The organism is Pseudomonas sp. B21-056 (genome assembly GCF_026016325.1).
Lineage (GTDB): Bacteria > Pseudomonadota > Gammaproteobacteria > Pseudomonadales > Pseudomonadaceae > Aquipseudomonas.
Genome location: NZ_CP087203.1, coordinates 6,395,918 through 6,418,524 on the forward strand (window position 1 = coordinate 6,395,918; position 22,607 = coordinate 6,418,524).

Here is a 22,607-nt window from a genome sequence, read left to right on the forward strand (position 1 = left end):
ATAACAAGCGCGCTCATGAAACTCTGTTCATGAAAAAGGTTTGGTTGAATTTATAGTTATAATATAACATTAAATTCGACTTCCCGACGGACCTTGCTCATGAACGCGTTTACGCTTCCGGACATTGCTGCCCAGGCTTCACGCCAAGCCTTACCTCTCGATTGGGTGGGCATGTGTGGCGTCGCCTTGCCGGTGTCGATCGATGGTCAACAACTGAGCGCCACCGCAGATCTTGGCGTCAGCCTCGACGACGGGGAAGCTCGCGGCATTCATATGTCCCGCTTGTACCTGGCGCTGGAGATGCTCGAACACACGCCACTTTCTCCTTCGCTGTTGCAACACGTCCTGCTGCAATTCCTGGACAGCCATGACGGACTGTCCCAATCCGCCTCGCTGACCATCCACACCGAACTGCTGCTCAAACGCCCCGCGCTGGTCAGCCCGTTATCCGGTTGGAAAAGTTATCCGGTAAGTATCGAAGCTCATCTGAAACACGCAGTGTTCCACGTGGAACTGAATGTCCAGATTCCCTATTCCTCCACTTGCCCGTGCTCGGCGGCACTCGCCAGATAGCTGATCCAACAGCAGTTCGTGGATGACTTCGCGAATAAACCTTTGGAACATGGCGAAGTTCTGACCTGGTTGGGCTCATCAAAAGGCATTGTTGCCACGCCTCATAGTCAACGCAGCACCGCGTCCCTGAACGTCCGGTTGAACCCGGAGATCAACCACTTGCCACTTTCACTGCTCATCAACCAGGCCGAAGCAGCCTTGGGTACCGCGGTACAAACCGCCGTCAAGCGCGCGGATGAACAAGCATTCGCCCTCGCCAATGGCCAGAACCTGATGTTCTGCGAGGACGCCGCTCGACGCTTGAGCCTGGCCTTGAGGCAATCACCCGAGGTCATCGCACTCAATGTGCGCGTCGTTCACGCGGAAAGCCTGCATGCCCATGACGCCGTGGCGCAAAGCCGCTGGGCTCGGGAGGCTGCATGATCAATTGTCAGGCTTTGCGCTGGGGGCCGCCGGGGCGCCCTCTTACTCCCGAGCTGCATCTGGAACGTCCCGCTGGCAGCCTGACGGCGATCATTGGCGCCAATGGTTCGGGCAAAAGCAGTCTGCTGAAAGTCCTCGCTGGGTTGCAAAAACCGCTTTCCGGAAAGCTCACGCTGACGGTTCCACGGCGAGGCGGTGTTTCGTTCCTGCCGCAACAGCAACACCTGGATCGCCAGTTTCCCATCAGCTTGCAAGAGCTGGTGGCCGCAGGGGCCTGGGGTAGCCGACAAACACCGGCCCAGCGAAGCCAGCGACTCAGCACGGTACTGGAGAACTGGGCTTTGACGGGCCTGGAAAATCGACCACTCATGGCGTTGTCTGGAGGCGAATTGCAGCGTGCCCTGCTCGCTCGCCTGAGTCTGGCCGAGGCGCCGTTGCTATTGCTCGATGAACCTCACGCGGCGCTCGATGAAGAAGGTCAGGCGTTGCTGTGGAAGCACATTCACGACTGGCACACCCTAGGCCGCACCCTGGTGGTGGTGTGTCATGACCTCGCCGCTGTACGCCAGCATATTCCCCACACCTTATTGGTCAGCCCCACAGGCTGCACGTTGGGTCGCAGCGTTGAAGTGATCGCCCAGCAACCTCATATGAAGGTGGCTTGATGCTCGCGGCCACCCACCTCTGGCAGCCTTTTCAGGAGTTCGTCTTCATGCGCCGGGCTTTGCTCGGCGGCCTGGTACTGGCCTGCAGCACGGCACCTTTGGGGGTATTCCTGATCCTGCGGCGCATGAGCCTGATCGGCGACGCCGTGGCCCACGGCATCCTACCCGGCGCCGCACTGGGCTTCTGGTTCGCCGGATTGAGCCTGCCGGCCCTGACGCTGGGCGGCCTCGGCGCGGGCCTGGGCATGGCCGGGCTCGCGGCCTGGGTGACCCGTCGCACCGGCCTGCGGGAAGATGCGAGCCTCGCGGCGATCTATCCCATCTCCCTGGCGGCCGGTGTTTTGATCCTCGGCGTGGCGGGTAAGCGGTTGGATCTGCTGCACCTGTTGTTCGGTTCGGCATTGGCAGTGGACGGCCCGACACTCACCGGCATGCTCTGGGTGTCAGCGGTCAGCCTGATTGCCATGGCGCTGATCTACCGCCCCCTGTTACTCGACACCCTGGATCCGCTGTTCCTGCAAACCGTCAGCCGCCTCGGCCCGTTGGCCCATGGTGTGTTCCTGACCCTGGTGGTGCTGAACCTGGTGATCGGCTTCCAGGCCATTGGCGCCCTCATGGTGGTCGGCTTGATGATGCTGCCGGCCGCCTCCTCCAGGTTCTGGAGTCGTCGCTTGCCGGCCCTGATGGCCATCGCTGCGCTGCTCGGTTGCCTCTCGGTCTGGTTCGGCCTGTTGCTGTCCTTCTACTTCTCGCTGCCCAGCGGCCCGGCCATCGTACTGGTCGCCGGGGCGTTGTATCTGTTGTCCGTGATATTCGGTCCGGTGCACGGTTTGCTGCGCCGCCCGCCCTTGCTCACATCCCCATGAGGTGTTCCCCGATGCGCGCTCTGCTCGTGCTGTTCAGTCTGATGCTGTCGATGTCCTTGTCCGCCGCCGAAAAACTCCAGGTAGTCACCAGCTTCAGCATTCTCGCCGACATGACCCGACAGGTCGGGGGCGAGCATATCCAGATCACCAACATGGTCGGACCGGATGCCGACGCGCACACCTACGAACCAACGCCGGACGATGCCAAGGCGTTGCTCGGTGCAAAATTGATCATCAAGAATGGATTGGGTTTCGAGCCGTGGCTGGATCGCCTGGTCACCAGCACGGAAACCGGTGCCCCGGTCATCAGTGCCAGTCGTGGCGTGATTCCGCGTTCCCTGGATGAAGACGGTGAGACAATCCCCGACCCACACGCCTGGCACAACCTGGCAAATGCCGAGCTGTATGTACACAACATCACCAAGGCGCTGGAAGCCGCCGATCCGGCCAACAAAGCCGATTACGAGCGCAACAGCCAGGCGTACCTGAAAAAGATCTACGGGCTGCTTGCCGAAGCCAAGGCCAAGCTCGGTTCACTGCCGCCGGGCAACCGCAAGATCGTGACATCGCATGATGCATTCGGTTATCTGGGTCAGGCCTACGGCATCGACTTCATGGCGCCTCAGGGACTGTCCACCGAACGGGAACCGTCAGCCGCCGAAGTCGCAGCGCTGATTACCCAGATCCGTCAGGCGCACGTCAAAGCAGTGTTCATGGAAAACATCAAGGATGCACGCCTGCTCAAGCAGATCGCCGACGAAAGCGGCGCACGCATCGGCGGCACGCTGTACTCCGATGCCCTCGCCGCCAGCGGACCGGCCAGTACCTTCACCGGCCTGTTCGAATATAACCTCAACACGCTGTATGACGCGTTGTCCAAACCGTAACCGTCAGGTGTGATCTGCGCAGCGGTCAAGCCCTCGGCTTGACCGTCCCGCAATCCTGCCCCAACCACACGGCACGGGTATCGAGGCTGCCATTCTGCTGGATGCCAGTGGCATTGAAGGTGCCGTTGACCTTGGTGGTGAATTCCCGATCGCTCTGGAATGTCGCGATACCGTTGCCCTGGGCTTTCGGGCAGCTGAAGCGAAACTTCCACTGATTGCCGGTGCGCTCGGTGATCTGTTGTTTGCATCCTGATTGCGGATCTTGCAGCGGAATATCATTGGTCTGGACCTGCTCCGGCGTCAGGCATACCCGAATCCCCTTCCCGCCCATGGTAATGCCCTGCTTCTCCAACATCGCCCTTTGCTCCGGGGTGATCTGGTTCTGCAGCTGGCCGAGAATAAGTTGCAGGTCTGGCAGGTTCTGGTTATCGACTTTCATATTGCTTGTAGTCAATTCCCACAGACCTGGCTGAAGCATCTGTGCCTGAGCCGCCACAGGAACCGACAAGCCAACCGCCAAGGCCAAACCCAGCAGACGAACATTCATTGCAAGAACTCCAGAGGACAAGTGGCCGTTAGACGCCGCCCACGGGCTTCGGTTCAGGCTGGGCAGCAGTGAATTAAATAGCGACATTCGCCGAAGAACATGGTCTGTTAAGCATTGGAATTTCAGGAGCATGGCTGCCTCATGGATTATTTCGGACCGCATGTTTTCGGTTACTTGATTGCGTTGCTCCATACCCTGGGTTCCATCGCCGCGGTGCATGCGGTGCTTACGGTGCGCACCGCCCAAGGATCGATCGCCTGGGCCCTGTCACTGCTGTTTATCCCCTACCTGACGTTGATTCCCTATCTGGTGTTCGGTCGCAGCACCTTCGACGGCTACATCAAGGCACGCCGGCAAGCCAACGAAGAAATGCGCAAGGCCGTGTCCGAGTTGAACTGGCGCCCATGGGTCGAAGAGGCCCTGGCCGCCCGCGCCTCCCAAGCCTACGCCTCGCTACGCGCCATGCCCAAACTGGGCCGAACGCCCTGCCTGGCGAACAATGAGGTGCGTTTGCTCGTCAATGGTCACGCCACGTTCAAGGCCATTTTCCAAGCCATCGAAAACGCCCGGGAAGCCGTGCTGATCCAGTTTTTCATCATTCATGACGACCGACTTGGCCAACGCCTGCAGACGTTGCTTTTGAAGAAAGCCGCCGAAGGCGTGGCGGTCTATCTGCTGTATGACCGGATCGGCAGCCATTCCCTGCCCCATCGTTATGTCCAGGCGTTGCGCGATGGGGGCGTTCATGTGAAAGCGTTCGCGACCCGCAGTGGCTGGCTCAATCGTTTCCAGGTCAACTTTCGCAACCACCGCAAGATCGTCGCGGTGGACGGTGTGCTGGGGTTCGTCGGCGGGCACAACGTGGGCGACGAATACATGGGGCAGATGCCGCCCCTGTCGCCATGGCGCGATACCCACGTTGAAGTACGTGGCCCCGTGGTGGCGAGCATGCAGGAGTCATTTGCCGAAGACTGGTTCTGGGCCGCCCGCTCCCTACCGCCATTGATCCTGCCAGACACCTACCCCGAGGACGGCGTGCTCTGCCAGTTGCTGGCCAGCGGGCCGGCCGATGCCCAGGAAACCTGTTCGCTCTTTTTCGTCGAAGCCATTCATGCGGCCAGTGAACGGGTCTGGATCACCACGCCTTACTTCATTCCTGACGAGTCGGTATTCGCTGCCTTGCGCCTGGCGGTGCTGCGCGGAGTGGACGTGCGCATCCTCCTGCCTTCACGACCGGACCATAAGGTCGTCTACGCGGCCTCCAGCCTGTATGCGTTCGAAGCGGTGCGGGCCGGTGTGCGAGTGTTTCGCTACGAGCCGGGGTTCCTGCATCAGAAAGTGGTACTGATCGACCGGGAAATCAGCGCCATCGGCAGCGCCAACCTGGACAACCGTTCTTTTCGGCTGAATTTCGAAGTGATGCTGCTGACGGTGGATATTCCGTTCGCCACCGAAGTCGAGCGGATGCTTGAAAAGGACTTTGCGCAAGCCCACGAAATCGCCCAACAGGAAAACCGGGAAACCCACCGCGTACGAAAAATCGGCATGCGGATCGCCCGGCTTATTTCGCCGATACTTTAAGGCGTGTAGATATCGTCGCGGGTCCAGGGCAGATCATGGCTGCCATCGGCGTAAGCCTTCACTGCCAGGATCTGATGCAGATTGATCCAGCCCTTGGCGAACGCATAGGCGCATCCGGCCAGGTACAACCGCCAGATCCGCAACGCTTGCTCCGGCACCTCTTTCGACGCAGCCTCCAGATTGTCTTCGAGCCGCTCACTCCAGTGATCCAGCGTGCGCGCGTAGTGCAGGCGCAAGCTCTCCACATCGACAATCTCCAACCCCGCCTCGCTGATCTGCGCTGAAATCATCGACAGGTGCGGCAGCTCGCCATTGGGGAAAACGTACTTCTCGATGAACTCGCCCGCGCCGCGACCGACCGGACGGCCATCAGTGTGTTTGGCCGTGATGCCGTGGTTCATCACCAGCCCACCCTCACGCACCGCGCCAAACAGCGTCTTGCAATATTGCTCCAGATTGGCGTGACCGACGTGCTCGAACATGCCGACGCTGACCACTTTGTCGAAGCGGCCATCTTGCGGAAGGTCTCGGTAATCCAATAACCGCAACTCCACCTGGCCTTCCAGGCCCTCCGCCTTGACCCGTTCCCGGCCCAGGGCCAGTTGCGCCTTGCTCAAGGTGATACCGCACACCTTGACGCCGAACTCCCGCGCCGCATAACGCGCCAACCCACCCCAGCCGCAGCCGACATCCAGCAGGTACTCACCGGGCTGCAGGCGCAGTTTGCGGCACAGGTGACGGAATTTGGCTTGTTGGGCCTGCTCGAGGGTTTCGCTGCCCGTCTCGAAGTAGGCGCAGGAATAGGCCATGTCGCTGTCGAGCCACAGCTGATAAAACGCATTGGAAAGGTCGTAATGATAGGAAATCGCCTTGGCGTCGGTTTCCTTGTCGTGGACTGAGCGTACCGGCTGGTTATCGCCCTCTTCGTCCAACAGTGCCTGGCTCCACTCGTCGCAGACCCGGATCACTTCACTGATCGAGCCTTCGAGTTCGAGCTTGCCTTCGACAAACGCCGCCCCTAGCGCGTCCAGGCTGGGATGGGTGAGTTGCGCGACCATTTGTGGGTCCTTGACCACGATCGTGACGCTGGGATCGGCACCCAACGTGAATTCATGGCCGTCCCAGAGTCGCAGCCGAAGCGACAGTTGAAGATTCTGTAAGGCCGGTGGAAGTTGCGCGAGCATGAAAATACCCCCTTGTTTCAGACGTCCGAAATGAGGGTAGACCATCATAGAAAAATAGCAGGCTATCGAATTTATAGCCTTTCTCTATCGTCGCCCGAATTCGCTCCCTGAGCCGGTACCGCCAACTGTTACACCCTCTTCCACCATGGACTGCCAGTTCCGCGCACAAGTTCTACCCCGGCTCCCGGACTTTCAGCAATGGCTCCTGAAAGCGTAGCAGTCTTCCGGCGTTGCCCAACACCAGCAAGGTGCTCAGGTTATGCAGCAGCGCCGCGATCATCGCCCCCGCCGCGCCAAGCCAACCGAACGCGGCAAAGGCGACAATCGCCAGCGTCCAGCCCAGGCCGATGATCACGTTGACCTGTAATGTGTGCCGACATTGGCGACTGAGCCTTACACATGTGCCGAGTCGCCTCAGGTCGCTGCCGATCAGGACGATATCCGCCGATGCCAGGGCGATGTCCGCACCGCCCGCCCCCATCGCGACGCCCACCACGCCGGCCTTGAGCGCCAGCGAATCGTTGATGCCATCGCCGACCACCATGGGCCGGAAGCCGTTGTCGATTTCCGTCATGACCCGCTTGAGTTTGTCTTCCGGCAACGCTTGGGCCTGTACGTCGGCGATCCCCACTTCCCGCGCCAACGTGTTGGCCACGCTCTGGCGGTCACCGGTCAGCAACAGTTGTCGCCCCAGGCCCAGCGTGCGCAGCTCGGCCATGGCGAGCTGCGCTTCCGGCTTGACGCTATCGGCCAGCAGCAACCAGGCGAGGAACTGTCCATCCAGGGCCAGCCCGGCAATCGGGCCGTCATGATTGGGCACCGTTGATGTTTCGATGCCCAGCTGGGCAAACAACTCAGGACGGCCGAGGGCCGCTTCGCCCTGGCGGGTCATTGCCACTACGCCCAGGCCCTGACGCTCATGAATCTCCGTCAGCGGCAGATAGCTTTCCTGCTCCACCAGCCCCGCCAACGCCCGGCTGACCGGATGGCTGCTGGCAGAGCCGAGGCTCGCGGCCAACGGCAACAGCGACGGCTGATCGCTGCCCGCGCTTTCGATGGATTGCAGGCGCAAAGAGCCATAGGTCAGGGTCCCGGTCTTGTCGACCACCAGTGACGTCAGGTCTGCCAGCTCCTCCAGGAAAGCCGAGCTACGGATCAGGATGCCATGGCGCGCTGCCACCGCGATCCCGGCAATGGCGGTCGCCGGCGCCGACAACACCAGCGCGCAAGGACATGCCGCCACCAGCACCGCCAGCATCGCCTGGGCATCGTTGGTAATGAACCAGGTCACCGCCGCGAGCAGCAACACCAACACCAGATAGCTGCCGGCATAACGCTCCAGTAACCGGGTGATGGGCGGCTTTGAACGTTCGGCGTTCTGCATCAGGGCGATGACCTTGCCCAGTGTCGACTCGTGCCCGGTGCGGGTCACTTCCAGACGCAGCAAACCATCGAGATTGATCGCACCGCCGAACACCTCAGTGCCCACCACCGCTTCCAGCGGCACCGACTCACCGGTGATGGGCGCCGTATCGAGGCTGGCCTGGCCGGACAACACCCGACCATCGGCCGGCACCCGATCACCGGCACGCACCTCTACCGTATCGCCGGGTCGCAGCGTGGCGTTGTCGACTTCAACGATCGAACCATCAGCCAACACCTTGCGCCCCAGGCTGCGGGTCAGTTGACCCAACGCATGGATGGCTTCCTGGGAGCCGATGACGCTGCGCTCCTCCAGCACATGGCCGAAGATCATGATGATCGGCAGCAGCGCCGCCGTCAGCAGATCCCCCGTGGCCCAGGCACCCAGCATCGCCAGGGCGATCAGTTGGTCGGTGATGCCATGCAGGCTCGGATAGCGCAGGCTGTACCACGCCGAACGCATCACCGGCACGGCCACCAGCAGCGAAGCAACCCCCAACAGCAACTGGCTGACCCCGGTCTGCTCCGGTGACCAGGCGCGCCATACCAACCCCAAGGCGAGCAGACCGAGGGCGAGCATCGCCAGGGTCAACTGTCGAGCGGCCGTGCGTTGCTCGGCGGAAGACAACATCGGAACGGCGGCAGTTTGAGCGCTCATTGCTCAGCTCCCTGAATGATCAGGCGGGAATCGTCTTTCGGGTCAACCGTGGTCACTGAACCGGCCTGCTGGAGAATGGCGGGCATGCGCTCGCGATAAAGGCGCAGCAGCATTTGCGGGTCAGCGTCTTTGGTCTTCGCCAGGCTGAGCACCGTGGCGGTGTCGGCCGAGGCTTTGGCGAGCCGCTCGCTTGCCTGGGCGTGGGCCACTTGCAGGGCGCGGTCGGAATCCTGGCGGGCGGTCTGGGTCAGTTTCTCGGCTTCGGTGCGAGCATTGGCAACAGCTTTATCGGCTTGCTGACTGGCCGTCAGCACCGCGTTGAACGCATTCACCGCAGGGCCCGGCAAACTCGATTGTACGTCGACCCGCACTACCTCAATGCCCAACCCCTGCCTCGTTGCGGCAAGGTCGGCCAATCGTCGATTGATGCTTTGCACCAGGTCGCCGCGCAGGCGTTCGCGGCGTTCGGCGGCCTGATTGTCACTGCCGATCAGTTCGGGACGCGCCACCAGAATCGTGTCCAGGTCCCGAGCCGCTGCGAGGGTCACGGCGCTACGGGTGACCAGCCGATCGAGCGCCGGCAGGACATGTTCACCCTGCAAGACGAACGCATAGGGCTCGGTGACTTTGTAGAACACCCGTACATCCAGTTGCACCACCCCGGCGTCACCGGTCAATAAATAGCCAGAGCCGGCCAGGGCATCGCTGACCGGCGAGGCAAAGCTGGCGACGCGATCGGCCTGCAAGGCCGCGTCCGAGCGCAGCAGGTTCTCCACGCGGCGCTCCAGGACCCGATCCGCTGCCGGCAGCAGGATCACTTGTTCCACGGGACGCGGCCAGGCCAACAAAAGCCCGGCATTCTGGATGCGATCCAGCGCGCCAAAGTGCAGCACCACGGCTCGATTTTGTGGATCAATCTGCCGAACGTTGGAAAAAACCCAAGCCAATGCAGCCAGGATCGTGACGGCATAAAGCGCCAGAAACGCTACGCGCCCTGCCTGAATCCAAGGGCTGGACAACTCATTTGTTCCACGTGGAACCAAACTCATGGTTGTGTTCCACCTTTGGGTTCCACGGAGGGCGGCCCGTCAACCAACACCCGGAACGGTGCCGCATCGGTGCGCAAAATCAATTTGGTGCCAGGGCTGACAATCGTGCCCAGGGTGTCCAGCGAACGCAGCAAGTTATAGAGCTGGGGTGAACCGGCGTAGGCCCTGCCATAAATCTGCGCAGCTTCGACCCGGGACTGAGCCTCGATATCGGCGGCTTTCACCGTGGCATCCGCCTGCACGATCCGCGCATCCCGTTCGGCGGCGGAACGAATTTGCGCGGCTTCGCGCTTACCGATAGCGGTGCGTTCGGTGGCGATGGTTTCCCGCTCGGCACGCATGCGATCCACCGTCGCGGTCAATGTCACCGAAGGCAAGGTCAGGCGCTCGATGCCCACTTGCAGCACCCGCACGCCATAGGTAGTGAGCAACTGCTGTTCGATCTGCTGGCGCAACTGCGCTTCGAAATCGCCGATGCGTACCTGGCTGGCATCGGTGTTGACCAGATTCGCCAGGTCAAAACTGGCAGCGGTGGTTTCCAGGGCCGATCCCACGAACGTGCGAATCTGCCGGGCGGCCTCGTCCGGCTGGTTCTGCACCGCACGCATGAAGCGCTGGACGTTGTCTGGATCTCCCTGCACCTGCCACGCCACATAGGCTTGGACAATGATCCGCAGCCCGTCCCGGGTACCGACGTCCTGCAGACCGCTGGACGTTGTGCGCAGCCGCAAGTCCACCGGAATCGCCGCCTCGAACGGTGCCGGCCAGCGCCAACCCAGGCCAGGCTGCAACAGTACCCGTGCCGGATTGCCGAAGCGGGTGATGACGGTCGCCTCCCCCGAGCGCACCTGGACCAGGCTCGCGGCCGCGACGGCAAACGCTACCAGCAGCGCCGCCCAGCCCATCCGCCGCCAGGGAAATGGCCCGGCTTCCTGTGGGTCGCCGTGATGGTGGTGATGATGACCATGATGATGGTGGCCGGCATGGCCGTGATCATGACCGGCGTGATCGTGATGATCGTGGGAAGAAGACTGGCTCAATGGGCAGCTCCTGGCTGGACAAGGTTACGCGGCGATGCGGGATCTGCCGGAAGCGTGAAAGTGCGCAAGTCGATGGTCGGCGCGTTGCCGCTGCCACCCAGACGATGGTCGAGAATCAACAACCGGGCCTTGCCAAGGCCTCGGCTCAGTTGACTGAGATACTGCTCCAGCATAAAGGCGTGGCCGGCCGTGGCGTAGGCCTTGCGTTCGGCGCTGAAACGCAAGTCGGAAGCCTGGGCGGTCGCGTTGATTTCCCGGGCGGTGGCCTGGGCCTGGTCGTGAGCAATACTGGCTTGCAACTGTGCCTGGTTGGTCTGCTCCGCCGCCGCACCGCGTTCCCGGGCAATCAATGCCTGGGCACCGATTTGCGCCGCTTGCACACCGTGGTAGGCATTGGCCGCCCCCGCCGGTGGATGGATCGCTTCAACCACGGTCGCCAGGATTTCCACGCCGCTGTCGAGGGTCTGCAAATCGGTTTGCACAGCCCGACCGATTTCATCGGCCAGGCTGACCCGATCCGCCCCCAACAAACCGTCCAGCGTGCGCGAAGCGAACTCATGCACCAGGACTCGGCTGGCGGTGCTGCGAATCAGTGTGGGGATGTCGGCACTGTTGTAGGTGGCCGCCAGCGCCGCCTCGTCGGAAAGGCCAATGCGATAGACAAAGCGCACGTCCATGTTGACGATCTGGAAGCTCTGCTGATCGGCACGCCGGCTGGCAATCACTTGGGATTTATCGTTCACATGGCTGGCGTCCCACAACCGATTGGCAATCGCCGGTGCCGGACCTTCCGCCGAGTCGGCCTCCGTGCTCACCCGGCTTTCGCCCACGCTGGTGGCCAGTTCATGGACGATGCCATTTTCGACGTTCAGCACCCGGCCCAACGGCCAGGGCAGGCCAAACTGCAGGCCAGGACCGAACACCTCCACCGGCTTGCCAAAACGCTCGTAGATGCCGCGCCCTTGCAGTGGCACTTCATGTACGCCCGTCAGCAGCCAGCCCACCAGCGACACCAGCGCCAGCACCGGCAAAAAGGCGCGGCGCATGTAGCTGAACGCCCAGATCTGGCGCAGGTCGATGCCGAAGCGGTTGTGCAGTTCATGCTGCAGGGCCAGCAAGGGCTGCGGCGGCCAGCGCAGCAGGTCGGCGATGACGCTGCGGCCCAGCAAGGTCGGTTCCAGGGAATCCCGACGCGGGCTGAACAATGACAGCAATGCCCGCAGCAACAGCTCCACCGCCGCCAGCCCTGGCAACAGTCCTATCAGCACTGCCAGGCGCACCGGCCAGATGGACGATTCGCCGGCAAACAACAGGCACAGCCCACCGAGCACCAGCACGATAATCGCCAGACGGGTCAGTTGCGCCAGCGGCAGCGCTTCCGGCCATTCAACGGTGGATTGCTGAGCCAGTTGGCGTTCAAGTACCAACAAGCCGAACGCCAACAACAATGAAAGTACAGCCCCCACACTGGCCGATGGGCCAAGCGTGGTTGCCGGCAATGCCAGATTCCAGGCTTGCTCCAGGCTCAGCAGCACCAGCCCTGCCCAACCGGCCAGCCATAAAGTCGGCGCGCCGATCTGTTTCAGCAGGCCGATCCAGCGCGCGCTGATGCGCTCCAGCAATCGTTCGTACCAGCCGGATTGATCGACCGGTTCATGCTCGGCGGTTGGGATAACCGCCGTCGGCAGCAATGCCCTGCTGCGCCATTGCGTCACCCACCAGGCGGATTGCAGACCGGCCACCAGCACCAGCAACGCCGCACTCTGACTCGCCAACAAGGCCGGCCACATGGATTGCGGCGAAAACAGCCCGACAAAAAACCCGGACACCAGCCCCACACCCGCCAGGACGGCCAGCGCGACAGCGATCCGCCTGAGGCGTCGCCCTTGGGACTGTGCCTGCTGAAAGCGTGGCCGCTCGGCCACCTGCGCCCCTCGACATCAAGATCGACTTGCATACCACCCCAGCACTTGTGGCGATCAAAAACCGGGCACGTGGACAGACTCCACAGCCGCTTCGTTATATGGCGTTACCTTATAACGATAGCTGTGAAATTTCTGTTTTTAATTCTTCATGCTGGCGCCGCATATGCACCTGCTACGCAGTCGAGCAGGAGCAAGCTCCCTCGCCACAGGGAGCAGCTGTCTGATCGATTGAGGCAGGGTCAGCCGGCCGACACCCGAGCCTTGCGCCGACGTCGACTGATCAACCCCAGCGCGACCGCGACCACCAGCACCACGCCACCGATCTGCACCCAACGCTTGTAGGGACGCAACGCGGAACGAATCGGGTCGAGGGCCTGGGTGACATAGCGCTTGTCAGCCTTGTTGAAGTCCGGATAAGGACACTGATGACCAAAGTCCCCGGCCCAAGTCACATAGGGGCCTTCCTTCACATAACGCTGGTACAACGCGCTTTGCTCCTCCAGGCTCGAGTTGTACCCGACCGCGTTGCACAACACCGCCGCAAACGCCTGGCTGGTATGGGGCAGGTTGTCCGCCGCCTGGCTCGCCAGGGCCGTGGCGACAAAGCGATAGTGATAGCGCTCGTTCGGTTGCGCGGCGCTGGCCTGCTGGCGCTGTACCTCCCCTTCTGCCACCAACGGCCCGACCTTCAGCTCAACTGGCTCCAGGCTGTAGCCGCCCCCCATGACGGCGTAATCCGGCGCCATCTCGTAGCCGAGCAACTCCATACCCCATTTGCGTGCTATCCCGGATGCGTTGAAGTACGCCTCGGCCCGGCGGGTCGGCCACCACTTGGACTCGGCCTCCTGACGCAGTTGCCCATAGGCACGGGCCTTGTTCTGCAGATCGGGGTTATCGAAGTAAGCCGGTGCCTCGTCATAACGCCCTTCACGCAGCAAGCGGCGGCCCAGCAGGTTACGCAATTGCGCGGCTACCGGCAGTTGCACGTAGTTGTCGCGATCCTGCTGGCTCAACGGCGGTGGAGCCGGGACCTGTGCGTCGACGTACTGTTTCAATTCCTCGACCGTCAGCACCCGCTCGCCAACCGCAGCGGCGTCATACCAATAGTTGCTCTGCCCGCGGTAAAGCTGATCGAACGCTTGCAGGTAATCGCCCCGTTGCAGGGCCAGGATCGCGCTCTCGCCTTCGACCCGGCACTTGGGCTGAACCGCCTCGTAATCCCAATCCGGCGTGCGGCGACCGCCCCAGGATTCGTCCTTTGGAAAAGCCTGGGCCGCCTTGGCATAGGCCGCAGCCGCCGCCGTCTTGTCACCGTCACGCACGGCCAGTTTGGCCCGCAGCCACCAGGCCAACCCTGTGTCGCCGGCTTTTTCCACAAAGGCTTTGGCGCTGGCGTAATCACCGTGCTGATAGCTCACCGCCGCCAGTCGATCGGCATCCTCGAGATTGCCATGACTGCTGGCTTGCAACAGCTTGACCAGTCTTTTCTCGCCGGACGGCTCTTCCCCATCCCACCAGCCGACGCGGCTGAGCAAGTAACTCGTCAGCAACCGCTGCACGGCATCGGTCTTGAGCAATTCACTCAGGCGATCGTCCGGCTGCCCATTCAGGTCCGTCGCCAGGTACAACAACGAGCTGTAACCGACCTGCGAGCCGTGCAGGGACTGGGTCGCATACAACCCGATGGCGCTGTTCCAATCGTCAGCGGTGTAGGCCACCCTGGCTTCTTCGCCGAGACTGGCGATACCCAGCTCCAGCGGATCGCTGAAACCGGCAACGCTCAGCTCACGGGCCTGGCGAAACGCCGCTCGGGCCTGATCCCGCGACGCCGCCGGATCTTCGTTGCCCGCCTCGGTACTCATGGCAAACAATGCCCGCCCCAGGGAATAAGCAGCCCAGGTACTGCGTAATGGGCGCTGGTCGGCCGGCAATGCCAGCAACTCCTGGAACGCCTGCGCAGCCCTCTGGTTTTCACCGGCGCCAAAAGCAGCCGCGCCGATGGCATACAACCGCAGTTCGGCAGGCAGGTTCGCCGCCTGCGCAGCGACCTCGTCGATATTACTCAACGCCCGCAACCGCTCCACCAACGCTTGCTGCGGCGGGGTCAGGCCCATCCGCTCGGCCTCGTTACGCTGTGTCACGTAGGGAGACGAATCGTCGTAGTTGTAATCCGGGTTGCGCGTCGCCTCGCTGGCCGGCTTGAGTCCGGCAATGGCATGGCCAAGACGCTTGATCTCGAAGCGAAAGCTGCCTTCGGGTAATTCGGCCAATGATTGGGCGCGATTATCCAGCAGGCGCATCGGGAACTCCGGACCGCAGGCCAGGGCCTGGCCCAACGGCAAGCCGAGGCTTACACAGAACACCGGGCAGAGCAGACGACGAGGCCAGTTACGGGTAGACATTGAAAGCTCCTTGTTCAATTTTTGTACAACGCGCCCATCCCATGGCCCGTTGGGCACCAGCGGCAAGGCGGCCTTCCTGAATGCGGGTGAAGGTAAGCAGTCCGGGCGTTTGTTGCAACGTGTAGCCAACCAAGGCATCGACCCCATCACATGCGCCCACGGCAAGCGTCACGCGTTGGGGCCAGGGACTGTCGAGATTGCCTCGATTGACCAGGCGGATATCGTACAAATTGTCCTTGTCCTCCAGTTCCAGGGCCAGACGACTGTCCAGTTTGTCTCCCCGAGCCACGGCGCCGAGCGTGGTCAGGCTCCAGGCACGTCGGTCGCTTGCCAGCGGCAGCCGAAACCAGATCAAGCCAGCCAGGTGTTTCGGCGGTTTGGCGCGTAAATCCGCGGCCAGCCCGGCCACTTGCTGCGGGTCTGCTAGCAGCTCCCGCCGCTCGCCTGCCCTGTCGATGGACACTTCGCTTTCAACCACCGGCGCGCCGTTCTCCTGGGTCAACAGCGCCACGCCATAAGCCGGCAGGGCCAGGTAGAACGGCCGCGTGGTAACGTCGCTCCAGCGCTCGGCCCAGTGTCGGGCCTGTTTCGGGTCGAACAGACCCTGGCGTGGGTCGCTCACCGCGTGGACCTGCAACACGCTGCTGTCCGCGCTTTCCAGCAGCCCGGGCAACGCGGGGCTGTCGAGCCAGGCCGGCAAGGCCGTGATACTCAGCCACAACGTGGCCGGCAAAGTCTGGCGCAACTGCTTCAGGAATGTCCCATAGGCCGACAGCCGTGCGCTACCAGCATCATGGTCGATCTCCACGCCCACCGGCACCAGGCCTTGGGCTTGCCAGTCGCCCAACACCTGCTGGATCTGCGCAATGACCTCGTCCTGATCCAGCGTCTTGAGCTGCCCGTCCAGGCGGATCACTGCGATCAGCGGCCGGCCGTCGGCCTTGAGCAAGGCCGGATCGATCCGCGCACGGCTCCAGCCCGCACCGGGAAAAGCCTGCAAGGCCAACACCCGCAAGCCCGAGAAGTCCTGATGACTCTGGCGCAGTGCCGATTCGTGGGCCGGTGTCCACTGGCGTTGCCAGATGTAGAGCTGCTGATCGAGAGGCGCGGCGGGGGGTTGCTCGCAGCCTTGCAAAAGCAACGCGACGAGCACCAGGGATGTCCGGAAAAGAAAAGTCATGAACCTTCATCACCCGCTGAAACCCGGCAGATTACCGTGTCTTGCGGCGGACGGGCATAGGGCCAGGACGTTGCGCCGAAGTTTTCATGTGTCACAAAAGGATCAGGGCCGCCGGATGCCAAACGGCCCCTTCCAAGGACTACAGGTTACGCTCAGATGTGTTTCTGCAAACCGGCAACCGTCCGCGGCATGCCCACGAACCCGGGCAACGCCTCGATCCGCGCCAGCCACGCACGAACATGGACGTAGTCGTCCAGCGACACGTTGCCCTCCGGTGCATGGGCAATGTAGGTATAGCCGGCGACATCGGCGATGGTGGCAGCATCACCCGCCAGCCAGTCGCGGTTGCTCAAATGTTGATCGAGGACTTTCAGCAGAGTGTGGGACCGGGCGATGACGTCCTCGGCATTGTAAGGCGCGCCGAACACGGTAATCAGACGCGCTGTAGCGGGCCCGGCATGGATCGGCCCGGCCGCCACCGACAACCAGCGCTGCACCCGGGCAGCCCCCACCGGGTCGCTCGGAAGCCAGCGGCCCTTGCCATATTTCTGCGCCAGATACACCAGGATGGCGTTGGAATCGGCCAGCACCACGCCGTCATCGTCGATCACCGGTACCTGACCAAATGGGTTGATGGCCAGGAAGTCCGCCTGCTTATGCGCACCCTTGGCCAGATCGACAAAGATCACCTCAACCGGCAGCTCGAGCAGCGAGAGCATCAGTTGAACGCGATGGGCATGTCCGGAAAGCGGGAAGTGATAAAGCTTGATGGGGTTCATGGTCGACTCCGCTGGAAATGACGCCGTCAGCAGAACGGCATCGATGGCGTCATCTTCCCCCTCAGTCAAAAGCTAGAGAATCACCCGTAAATGCAATCCATTATTTCTTTCACCGAAACAATACCTCAGCCTTTCAAGGCTGGGTGTTTACGCAGCGCACTGACCGTGAAATCAACAAAACTGCGCACCCGGGCCGGCGCATTGCGCCCACCCTGGTAAACCACGTGAATCGGCAGGGGCGGCAGTTCGAAATCGGCCAGGACGATTTCCAGCTCTCCACTCGCGACCTCCCCCGCGACTTGATAAGACAGCACACGTGTCATTCCCAGGCCCTGGCTGGCGGCAGTGATGGCGGCCTGATTGGCGGTGACCACCAACCGAGGCACCGGTCGCACCGCCAGGGATTGTCCGGCGTCGACGAAGGTCCAGCTTCTGACCTGGCCGATGGCCGAGGAGGCCACTACCGGCAGCCGCTCCAGTTCCTGCGGATGTCGAGGCCGGCCATGCTGAGCGAAGAACGCGGGAGAGCCGCAGACGACCCGCCGCACTTCGCCGACGCGGACGGCGTGCTGGTTGCTGTCGGGCAGCTCGCCAATGCGCACGGCAACGTCCATGCCCTCCTCGACCATGCTGACATTTCGGTCCAGCAGCAAGGCATTGATGCTGACTTCGGGATACTGGCGCAGGTACTCCACCAGCAACGGCGTGACGAACAACTGGCCGAACAGCACCGGTGCGGTGATCGTCAACTGCCCCCTGGGCTGGGCATGGCTGCCGGCCGCCGAATCCTCGGCCTCCTGCAAATCACCGAGGATCCGCCGACAATCCTCCAGGAAACGCTGGCCGGCTTCGCTCAGATACACGTTGCGGGTGGTACGAACCAGCAAAGGCGTGCCGATGCGTTGCTCCAACGCCGCCACTGCGCGGGTAACGCTGGCCGCCGACAGACCCAAACGCCGCGCCGCCGCCGAAAAACCCGACTCCTGGGCGACGGCCATAAACACCTGCATTTCCTGAAACCTGTCCATCCATCCCCCGGTGAGAAATCCTGATACAAGTTTTCCAAACGCCGCAAAGCCATGCTGCACGGCTATCTTAGAGGCTTGTGCAAGCGAACCTCAGCGTAGCGCAGCCGGCCGGTCCGCCACGGACAACCAGGCTTGGTACCATCGCGCCCATCATTACATTCGATGACCTATAAACAGCAGAGAATCCTGTGGGAGCGAGCCTGCTCGCGATAGCGGTGAATCAGTCGCCATCCTTATTACTGACCCATCGCAATCGCGAGCAGGCTCGCTCCCACATGGATTTGTGCTGGTTGTAGATCAGTACAAGGCCTGTTTTTGTGAACGTTCTTTACCGCGTATTCATCCATCCCCTCGCCCCCTTGATCACCCTGGCCGGCCTGCTCCTGGTCGGTCCCCTCGCCCTGCGTCTCGCACTGGGCTGGTCCGATCCGCTGGGCTACCTGTCGGACCTGGGCATCGGCGGGTTGCTGCTCACGCTGCTTTACCGTCGTCCCTTCTGGCTGGCCTTGCCTGTGCTGCTGGCCTGGACCGCGCTGACGCTGGCCAACATCGAGTTGATCAGCGCCGTCGGGCGAATGCCCAACCCCTCGGACCTGCATTACCTGACCGATCCGCAATTCGTCGAAAACTCCAGCAGCGGCGGCTTCGCCCATCCCTGGTTGGCCGCGCTGCAACTGACAGCGCTAGCGCTCTGGCTGATGGTCCAGTGGGCAAGTCGTTCACGCCACGCACCGCCCTTGCCATGCCATGCGTGGGCATTGCCTGCGCTGTTCCTGCTGGTCCACGGCACCGTGCAATCCTGGCGACCCACCGAGGCGGACCAGTGGAATGTGTTCAATCTGCCCCATCAACTCGCCACCGCCGCGGTCGCAACCGGACAGGACCGAATCCAGCATTGGCTGGAAGGTGATGCGCACGCCCAGGTTCCGCCGATGGAAGGCCTTACCCGGCTGGACCTCGATGGACAGAAACTGCTGGCCGCGCCGGGCCAGGCACGCAACGTCCTGGTCATCGCCCTGGAAGGCATCCCCGGTGCCTACATAGGCGCCAACCGTCAGGCCCTGGAAAGCCGCTATCAGGAAAACCCCATGCCGCGCCTCAGTGTCTGGGCCGAGCGCGGCATGAACACGCCCGATTACGTCCTGCACAGCCACCAGACCATCCGCGGCCTGTACGCGATGCTGTGTGGCGACTACGACAAACTCGACGACGGCACGCCCAAGGGCGTCGAGATGCTCAACCAGGCCCAGCGCAATCAGGCCTGCCTGCCGGCCCAGTTGCGCCAGCAGGGCTTCGCCACGCATTTCCTGCAGGGTGCGGGCCTGCGGTTCATGGCCAAGGACCGGATCATGCCGCACATCGGCTTCGACACGACCCTGGGCATGGAATGGTTCACCCGGCCCGCTTACCTGGAATTTCCCTGGGGCAAGGACGACAAGACGTTCTTCGAAGGCGCGCTGGACTACGTCGGGCAACTGCAACAAACGGACAAACCCTGGATGCTCACCCTGCTGACCGTGGGCACACACCAGCCCTACTCCGCACCGGATGACTACCTGCAACGCTATGACACCGCCAAACAGGCCGCCGTGGGTTATCTGGACGATGCGCTGGATAATTTCCTCTCGGACCTGGAACGCCAGGGCGTCCTGGAAAATACCCTGGTGGTGGTCACTTCAGACGAATCCCATGGCATCGACGATGTACGCCTGGCGTCATCCTGGGGATTCAACCTGACGCTGGCGCCGGAACCCCTGCCCCGCATCAAGTCGGGGACCTACGGTCACGTGGACCTCACGGCCTCGATCCTCGACTACTTCGGCTTCCCGGTGCCGGCGTCGTTGTCCGGCCGCTCGATGTTCAGGGACTACGCAACGGGCCGGGAGATCATGTCGTTCACCAATGGCATGCTGCGCTACCACGACGGCAAGGGCACCTTCACCGAATGCGATTTCCTGCAGCGTTGCCGCTATTACGCCAGCAAAGGTTTCATCGCCGACCGCGCCACCTACGGAGGGCACTACAGCGGCCAGCGGGCCAGACTGATCAGCGCCCGGGCAACCGCCCTGGACCAGACCCTGCTGCATACACCGCTGAACCAGCATTATCAGTTCGGCAGCGCCGAAAAAATCCCGCTTCCGGCCCAGGTTTCCAATGACTGGACCGACAACCTGATCGGCGCCCAGTACCTGGAAATGCCCAAGGGTTCACAGACCCGCGTCAGCCTGAGCATCCGCGCCATCGAGGCGGACCACACGGCCTACATTTCCCTCAAGGCCAAGGAGTTCGAGCAGGATGTGCCCATGGAACTGCCGACCGATGTAGCGGTGACGCCCGAACAACCGTTGGTGATGAACATCCGTTTCGATAACCCGCAAGCGCGCAAGGCCTTCTCCTTCCATCTGTTGGGCCATGGGGTGGGTGCCATCGAGATCAGCGACTTCAGCGTCGTGACCGAACTGCCGGAGCAGGCGGACCAACCCGAATACCTGGACGATATGCAGGAGGACAGCCAGGTCCAGTCCAGCTGAAAAATACGCAGCTCCGGTCAATCGTTGATCAATTGCATGATCTCGAATGCGTTCAGCGCTGCACCACGTAGCAGTTGATCACCACTGATGAACAGGTCCAGCCCGTGCTGACCGTAGATCAGGTTGTAGCGAATCCGTCCGACCTCCACCGCGTGCTTGTGGGTCGAGGTCATGGGCATCGGGTAAATGCCTAGTGCGGGCTCATCAACGACTTCGACACCCGGTGCGCTGCGCAACAGTTCACGCACTTGCTCGAGGGACTCGACAGGCTTCTGGAAACGCAGGCTCAAGGCCTCGGCATGGGAGCGCAAGGTCGGCACCCGCACCGCCGTGGTGCTGATGGCCAGCGCCGGTTCGTCGAGGACTTTGCGCAGCTCCCAGACCACTTTCATTTCTTCCCGGGTGTAGCCGTTGTCTTCGAACGAGTCGACCTGGGGGATCACATTGAACGCCAGGTTGTGGGCGAAATTCTCGCTGCGGTCCTGATCGCCATAGTCGCTGAAAGCCTTGGCCTTTTCCCGCAGCTCCAGCATCGCCGGCTGACCTGCTCCACTGGCGGCCTGGTAGGTGGAGATAATCGCGCTTTCCAGCCCGAAGGCCTCATGCAGCGGCCCCAGTACCATCAATGCAATGGCCGAGGAGCAGTTCGGGTTGGCGATCAGTTTTTCCCCCTTGTAGCGCCGGCCGTTGATCGGCGGTACAAGCAGTGGAATCTGCGGGTGATAACGGAAGGCCGACGAATTATCGATGACATGGGAGTGCTCGGCCAGACGCTCGCCGTATTCCAGGGCAAAGGCCCCGGACACACAGAGGAAAACGATGTCGCACGAGGCACAGCCTTCGACCGAAAAGGGTTCGATCAAGTGCTCGGTGTCACCCACCTTCAACCCCTTGCCCGCCGAACGCTCGGAGGCCATGCACACCACTTGGTAATCGGTGTGCTCAAGCAATTGCAACATGGTCATGCCCACCGCACCGGTGCAACCCACTACCGCGACTTTCTTCATTTCAATTTCCTTATCCAGCCGCACGCATCCCGCGCGGCGCTAAACGGTGAGTCATCAGGGTTACTTATGCACAGGGCATCGCTTCGCCGTCCGAAGCCACCCTCCAACTGGTACTGAGGATGATGCGCGTGGCGTTTCGTTGAATCGGCACCAGATGGTGCAGGGTGGTACCGGACTTGAGGAAATACACATCACCCTTGAGGTGGTGACAGGCCTTGCCGGGGCTTTCCAGGCTGTATTCCCATGCGTGCAAGTCATCCTGGTTCCCGTTGCTGTAGGGCACGCATTGCAGTACGTCGCCGCCATCCGGGTCCTCAGGGGCCTCGATGATCCAGACCAGGGTGTAGGGGTAATCGCCCCAATGCCAACGGTGGGTATCGTCTGGATGATTCAGCCTGCTGATCAGGTACTGCCCGCGGTCCTGGCAGGACGCCAAGTCTTCGCCGGCGATGCTGCTGAGGAAGTGGCGTAGCGACTCGGAGTGGTAGAGCGCCGGGATCACTGCCCCGCCCTCGGCAATTTCCGCTTGAGGGATCACATGGATCTTGCGGTAGGGGTCATGGATAAACAGGACGGTTGCATCGTGATCTGCCGAATATTCATCGAGCAACCCATGCACTTCGGCATGGACCTCTTCCGGCATTGCGCCGGGTAAAAATGAAAATTCCTTGAAGTGGAAATAGCCATCTCGATGAAACGCGTTACGAACCTGCTTCATCCGAATGTCATTGTTCAGGAAACCCAGGAAGTGCCTGGAAAGTTGCTGCTCCACATCCGCCAAGACCAGGCCTGCTTTTCGATTACTCATTCATTGCTCCATCCATGGTCCGATTGTAGGACGACAGAACTGTTCGCTACAG

17 protein-coding genes and 1 pseudogene are annotated in these 22,607 nt (G+C 61.9%); 6 read left to right on the forward strand and 12 right to left on the reverse strand.

Annotated elements, in window-relative coordinates:
- Positions 1 to 99: 99 nt before the first annotated feature.
- The 4 genes and pseudogenes from folE2 (at position 100) to LOY67_RS28100 (ending at position 3,414) form a co-directional block, all read left to right on the forward strand.
- Positions 100 to 996 (forward strand): annotated as a pseudogene (folE2, locus tag LOY67_RS28085) (GTP cyclohydrolase FolE2).
- On the forward strand, positions 993 to 1,661 hold the full coding sequence (locus LOY67_RS28090; protein ID WP_265065348.1) for a metal ABC transporter ATP-binding protein: 669 nt from the start codon (positions 993 to 995) through the stop codon (positions 1,659 to 1,661). The pseudogene folE2 and the gene LOY67_RS28090 overlap by 4 nt, the downstream one beginning before the upstream one ends.
- Positions 1,661 to 2,527: a metal ABC transporter permease gene (locus LOY67_RS28095; protein ID WP_265065349.1), complete on the forward strand. Its 867-nt coding sequence runs from the start codon at positions 1,661 to 1,663 to the stop codon at positions 2,525 to 2,527. The genes LOY67_RS28090 and LOY67_RS28095 overlap by 1 nt, the downstream gene beginning before the upstream one ends.
- A gap of 11 nt (positions 2,528 to 2,538) precedes the next feature.
- Complete coding sequence (locus LOY67_RS28100) at positions 2,539 to 3,414, forward strand: metal ABC transporter substrate-binding protein (RefSeq protein WP_265065350.1); 876 nt, start codon at positions 2,539 to 2,541, stop codon at positions 3,412 to 3,414.
- Between the two features lie 25 nt (positions 3,415 to 3,439).
- Here LOY67_RS28100 and LOY67_RS28105 read toward each other — a convergent pair whose 3' ends face one another.
- A complete protein-coding gene (locus LOY67_RS28105; protein ID WP_265067842.1) occupies positions 3,440 to 3,961 on the reverse strand; it encodes a DUF3617 domain-containing protein in 522 nt (173 codons plus the stop codon).
- A 141-nt stretch (positions 3,962 to 4,102) separates the two neighbouring features.
- Here LOY67_RS28105 and cls point away from each other — a divergent pair, with 141 nt between their 5' ends.
- The gene (gene cls / locus LOY67_RS28110; protein ID WP_265065351.1) at positions 4,103 to 5,542 is read left to right on the forward strand and encodes a cardiolipin synthase; all 1,440 of its coding nucleotides are present in this window, start codon (positions 4,103 to 4,105) and stop codon (positions 5,540 to 5,542) included.
- Here cls and cfaB read toward each other — a convergent pair.
- From cfaB to LOY67_RS28155, 9 genes are all read right to left on the reverse strand, one after another.
- A complete protein-coding gene (gene cfaB, locus LOY67_RS28115; protein WP_265065352.1) occupies positions 5,539 to 6,726 on the reverse strand; it encodes a C17 cyclopropane fatty acid synthase CfaB in 1,188 nt (395 codons plus the stop codon). The two genes, cls and cfaB, sit on opposite strands and share 4 nt — an antisense overlap.
- Positions 6,727 to 6,898: 172 nt before the next feature.
- A complete protein-coding gene (locus LOY67_RS28120) occupies positions 6,899 to 8,806 on the reverse strand; it encodes a heavy metal translocating P-type ATPase (RefSeq protein ID WP_265065353.1) in 1,908 nt (635 codons plus the stop codon).
- Complete coding sequence (gene hflK / locus LOY67_RS28125; RefSeq protein ID WP_265065354.1) at positions 8,803 to 9,855, reverse strand: protease modulator HflK; 1,053 nt, start codon at positions 9,853 to 9,855, stop codon at positions 8,803 to 8,805. Before hflK (LOY67_RS28125) ends, LOY67_RS28120 begins: the two co-directional genes overlap by 4 nt.
- The gene (gene hflC, locus LOY67_RS28130; RefSeq protein WP_265065355.1) at positions 9,852 to 10,895 is read right to left on the reverse strand and encodes a protease modulator HflC; all 1,044 of its coding nucleotides are present in this window, start codon (positions 10,893 to 10,895) and stop codon (positions 9,852 to 9,854) included. The genes hflK (LOY67_RS28125) and hflC overlap by 4 nt, the downstream gene beginning before the upstream one ends.
- Complete coding sequence (gene hflK, locus LOY67_RS28135; protein WP_413776158.1) at positions 10,892 to 12,820, reverse strand: protease modulator HflK; 1,929 nt, start codon at positions 12,818 to 12,820, stop codon at positions 10,892 to 10,894. Before hflK (LOY67_RS28135) ends, hflC begins: the two co-directional genes overlap by 4 nt.
- 239 nt (positions 12,821 to 13,059) lie before the next feature.
- On the reverse strand, positions 13,060 to 15,222 hold the full coding sequence (locus LOY67_RS28140) for a hypothetical protein (protein ID WP_265065356.1): 2,163 nt from the start codon (positions 15,220 to 15,222) through the stop codon (positions 13,060 to 13,062).
- Positions 15,209 to 16,402 carry a DUF3142 domain-containing protein gene (locus LOY67_RS28145; protein ID WP_265065357.1) on the reverse strand — a complete coding sequence of 398 codons (1,194 nt, stop codon included), beginning with the start codon at positions 16,400 to 16,402 and terminating at the stop codon, positions 15,209 to 15,211. Before LOY67_RS28145 ends, LOY67_RS28140 begins: the two co-directional genes overlap by 14 nt.
- A gap of 152 nt (positions 16,403 to 16,554) precedes the next feature.
- Complete coding sequence (locus LOY67_RS28150; protein WP_265065358.1) at positions 16,555 to 17,181, reverse strand: glutathione S-transferase family protein; 627 nt, start codon at positions 17,179 to 17,181, stop codon at positions 16,555 to 16,557.
- A gap of 125 nt (positions 17,182 to 17,306) precedes the next feature.
- Positions 17,307 to 18,209: a LysR family transcriptional regulator gene (locus LOY67_RS28155; RefSeq protein ID WP_265065359.1), complete on the reverse strand. Its 903-nt coding sequence runs from the start codon at positions 18,207 to 18,209 to the stop codon at positions 17,307 to 17,309.
- 317 nt (positions 18,210 to 18,526) lie between these two features.
- On the opposite strand from LOY67_RS28155, the gene LOY67_RS28160 reads away from it, so the two are divergent.
- Entirely contained in the window at positions 18,527 to 20,740 is a 2,214-nt protein-coding gene (locus LOY67_RS28160) for an LTA synthase family protein (protein ID WP_265065360.1), read from the forward strand.
- A 17-nt stretch (positions 20,741 to 20,757) separates the two neighbouring features.
- On the opposite strand, the gene LOY67_RS28165 is transcribed toward LOY67_RS28160, so the two are convergent.
- Both LOY67_RS28165 and LOY67_RS28170 read right to left on the reverse strand, forming a co-directional pair.
- The gene (locus LOY67_RS28165) at positions 20,758 to 21,747 is read right to left on the reverse strand and encodes an aspartate-semialdehyde dehydrogenase (RefSeq protein ID WP_265065361.1); all 990 of its coding nucleotides are present in this window, start codon (positions 21,745 to 21,747) and stop codon (positions 20,758 to 20,760) included.
- A gap of 64 nt (positions 21,748 to 21,811) precedes the next feature.
- Positions 21,812 to 22,555 (reverse strand): hypothetical protein, encoded by a 744-nt coding sequence (locus tag LOY67_RS28170; protein WP_265065362.1) that lies wholly within the window; start codon positions 22,553 to 22,555, stop codon positions 21,812 to 21,814.
- Positions 22,556 to 22,607 lie beyond the last annotated feature (52 nt).

Bases quoted from the DNA above. Each gene is read 5' to 3' on its own strand.
- LOY67_RS28090 (WP_265065348.1), top strand. From the start codon at position 993: ATGATCAATTGTCAGGCTTTGCGCTGGGGGCCGCCGGGGCGCCCTCTT.
- LOY67_RS28095 (WP_265065349.1), top strand. From the start codon at position 1,661: ATGCTCGCGGCCACCCACCTCTGGCAGCCTTTTCAGGAGTTCGTCTTC.
- LOY67_RS28100 (WP_265065350.1), top strand. From the start codon at position 2,539: ATGCGCGCTCTGCTCGTGCTGTTCAGTCTGATGCTGTCGATGTCCTTG.
- LOY67_RS28105 (WP_265067842.1), bottom strand. From the start codon at position 3,961: ATGAATGTTCGTCTGCTGGGTTTGGCCTTGGCGGTTGGCTTGTCGGTT.
- cls (WP_265065351.1), top strand. From the start codon at position 4,103: ATGGATTATTTCGGACCGCATGTTTTCGGTTACTTGATTGCGTTGCTC.
- cfaB (WP_265065352.1), bottom strand. From the start codon at position 6,726: ATGCTCGCGCAACTTCCACCGGCCTTACAGAATCTTCAACTGTCGCTT.
- LOY67_RS28120 (WP_265065353.1), bottom strand. From the start codon at position 8,806: ATGAGCGCTCAAACTGCCGCCGTTCCGATGTTGTCTTCCGCCGAGCAA.
- hflK (WP_265065354.1), bottom strand. From the start codon at position 9,855: ATGAGTTTGGTTCCACGTGGAACAAATGAGTTGTCCAGCCCTTGGATT.
- LOY67_RS28140 (WP_265065356.1), bottom strand. From the start codon at position 15,222: ATGTCTACCCGTAACTGGCCTCGTCGTCTGCTCTGCCCGGTGTTCTGT.
- LOY67_RS28145 (WP_265065357.1), bottom strand. From the start codon at position 16,402: ATGACTTTTCTTTTCCGGACATCCCTGGTGCTCGTCGCGTTGCTTTTG.
- LOY67_RS28150 (WP_265065358.1), bottom strand. From the start codon at position 17,181: ATGAACCCCATCAAGCTTTATCACTTCCCGCTTTCCGGACATGCCCAT.
- LOY67_RS28155 (WP_265065359.1), bottom strand. From the start codon at position 18,209: ATGGACAGGTTTCAGGAAATGCAGGTGTTTATGGCCGTCGCCCAGGAG.
- LOY67_RS28165 (WP_265065361.1), bottom strand. From the start codon at position 21,747: ATGAAGAAAGTCGCGGTAGTGGGTTGCACCGGTGCGGTGGGCATGACC.
- LOY67_RS28170 (WP_265065362.1), bottom strand. From the start codon at position 22,555: ATGAGTAATCGAAAAGCAGGCCTGGTCTTGGCGGATGTGGAGCAGCAA.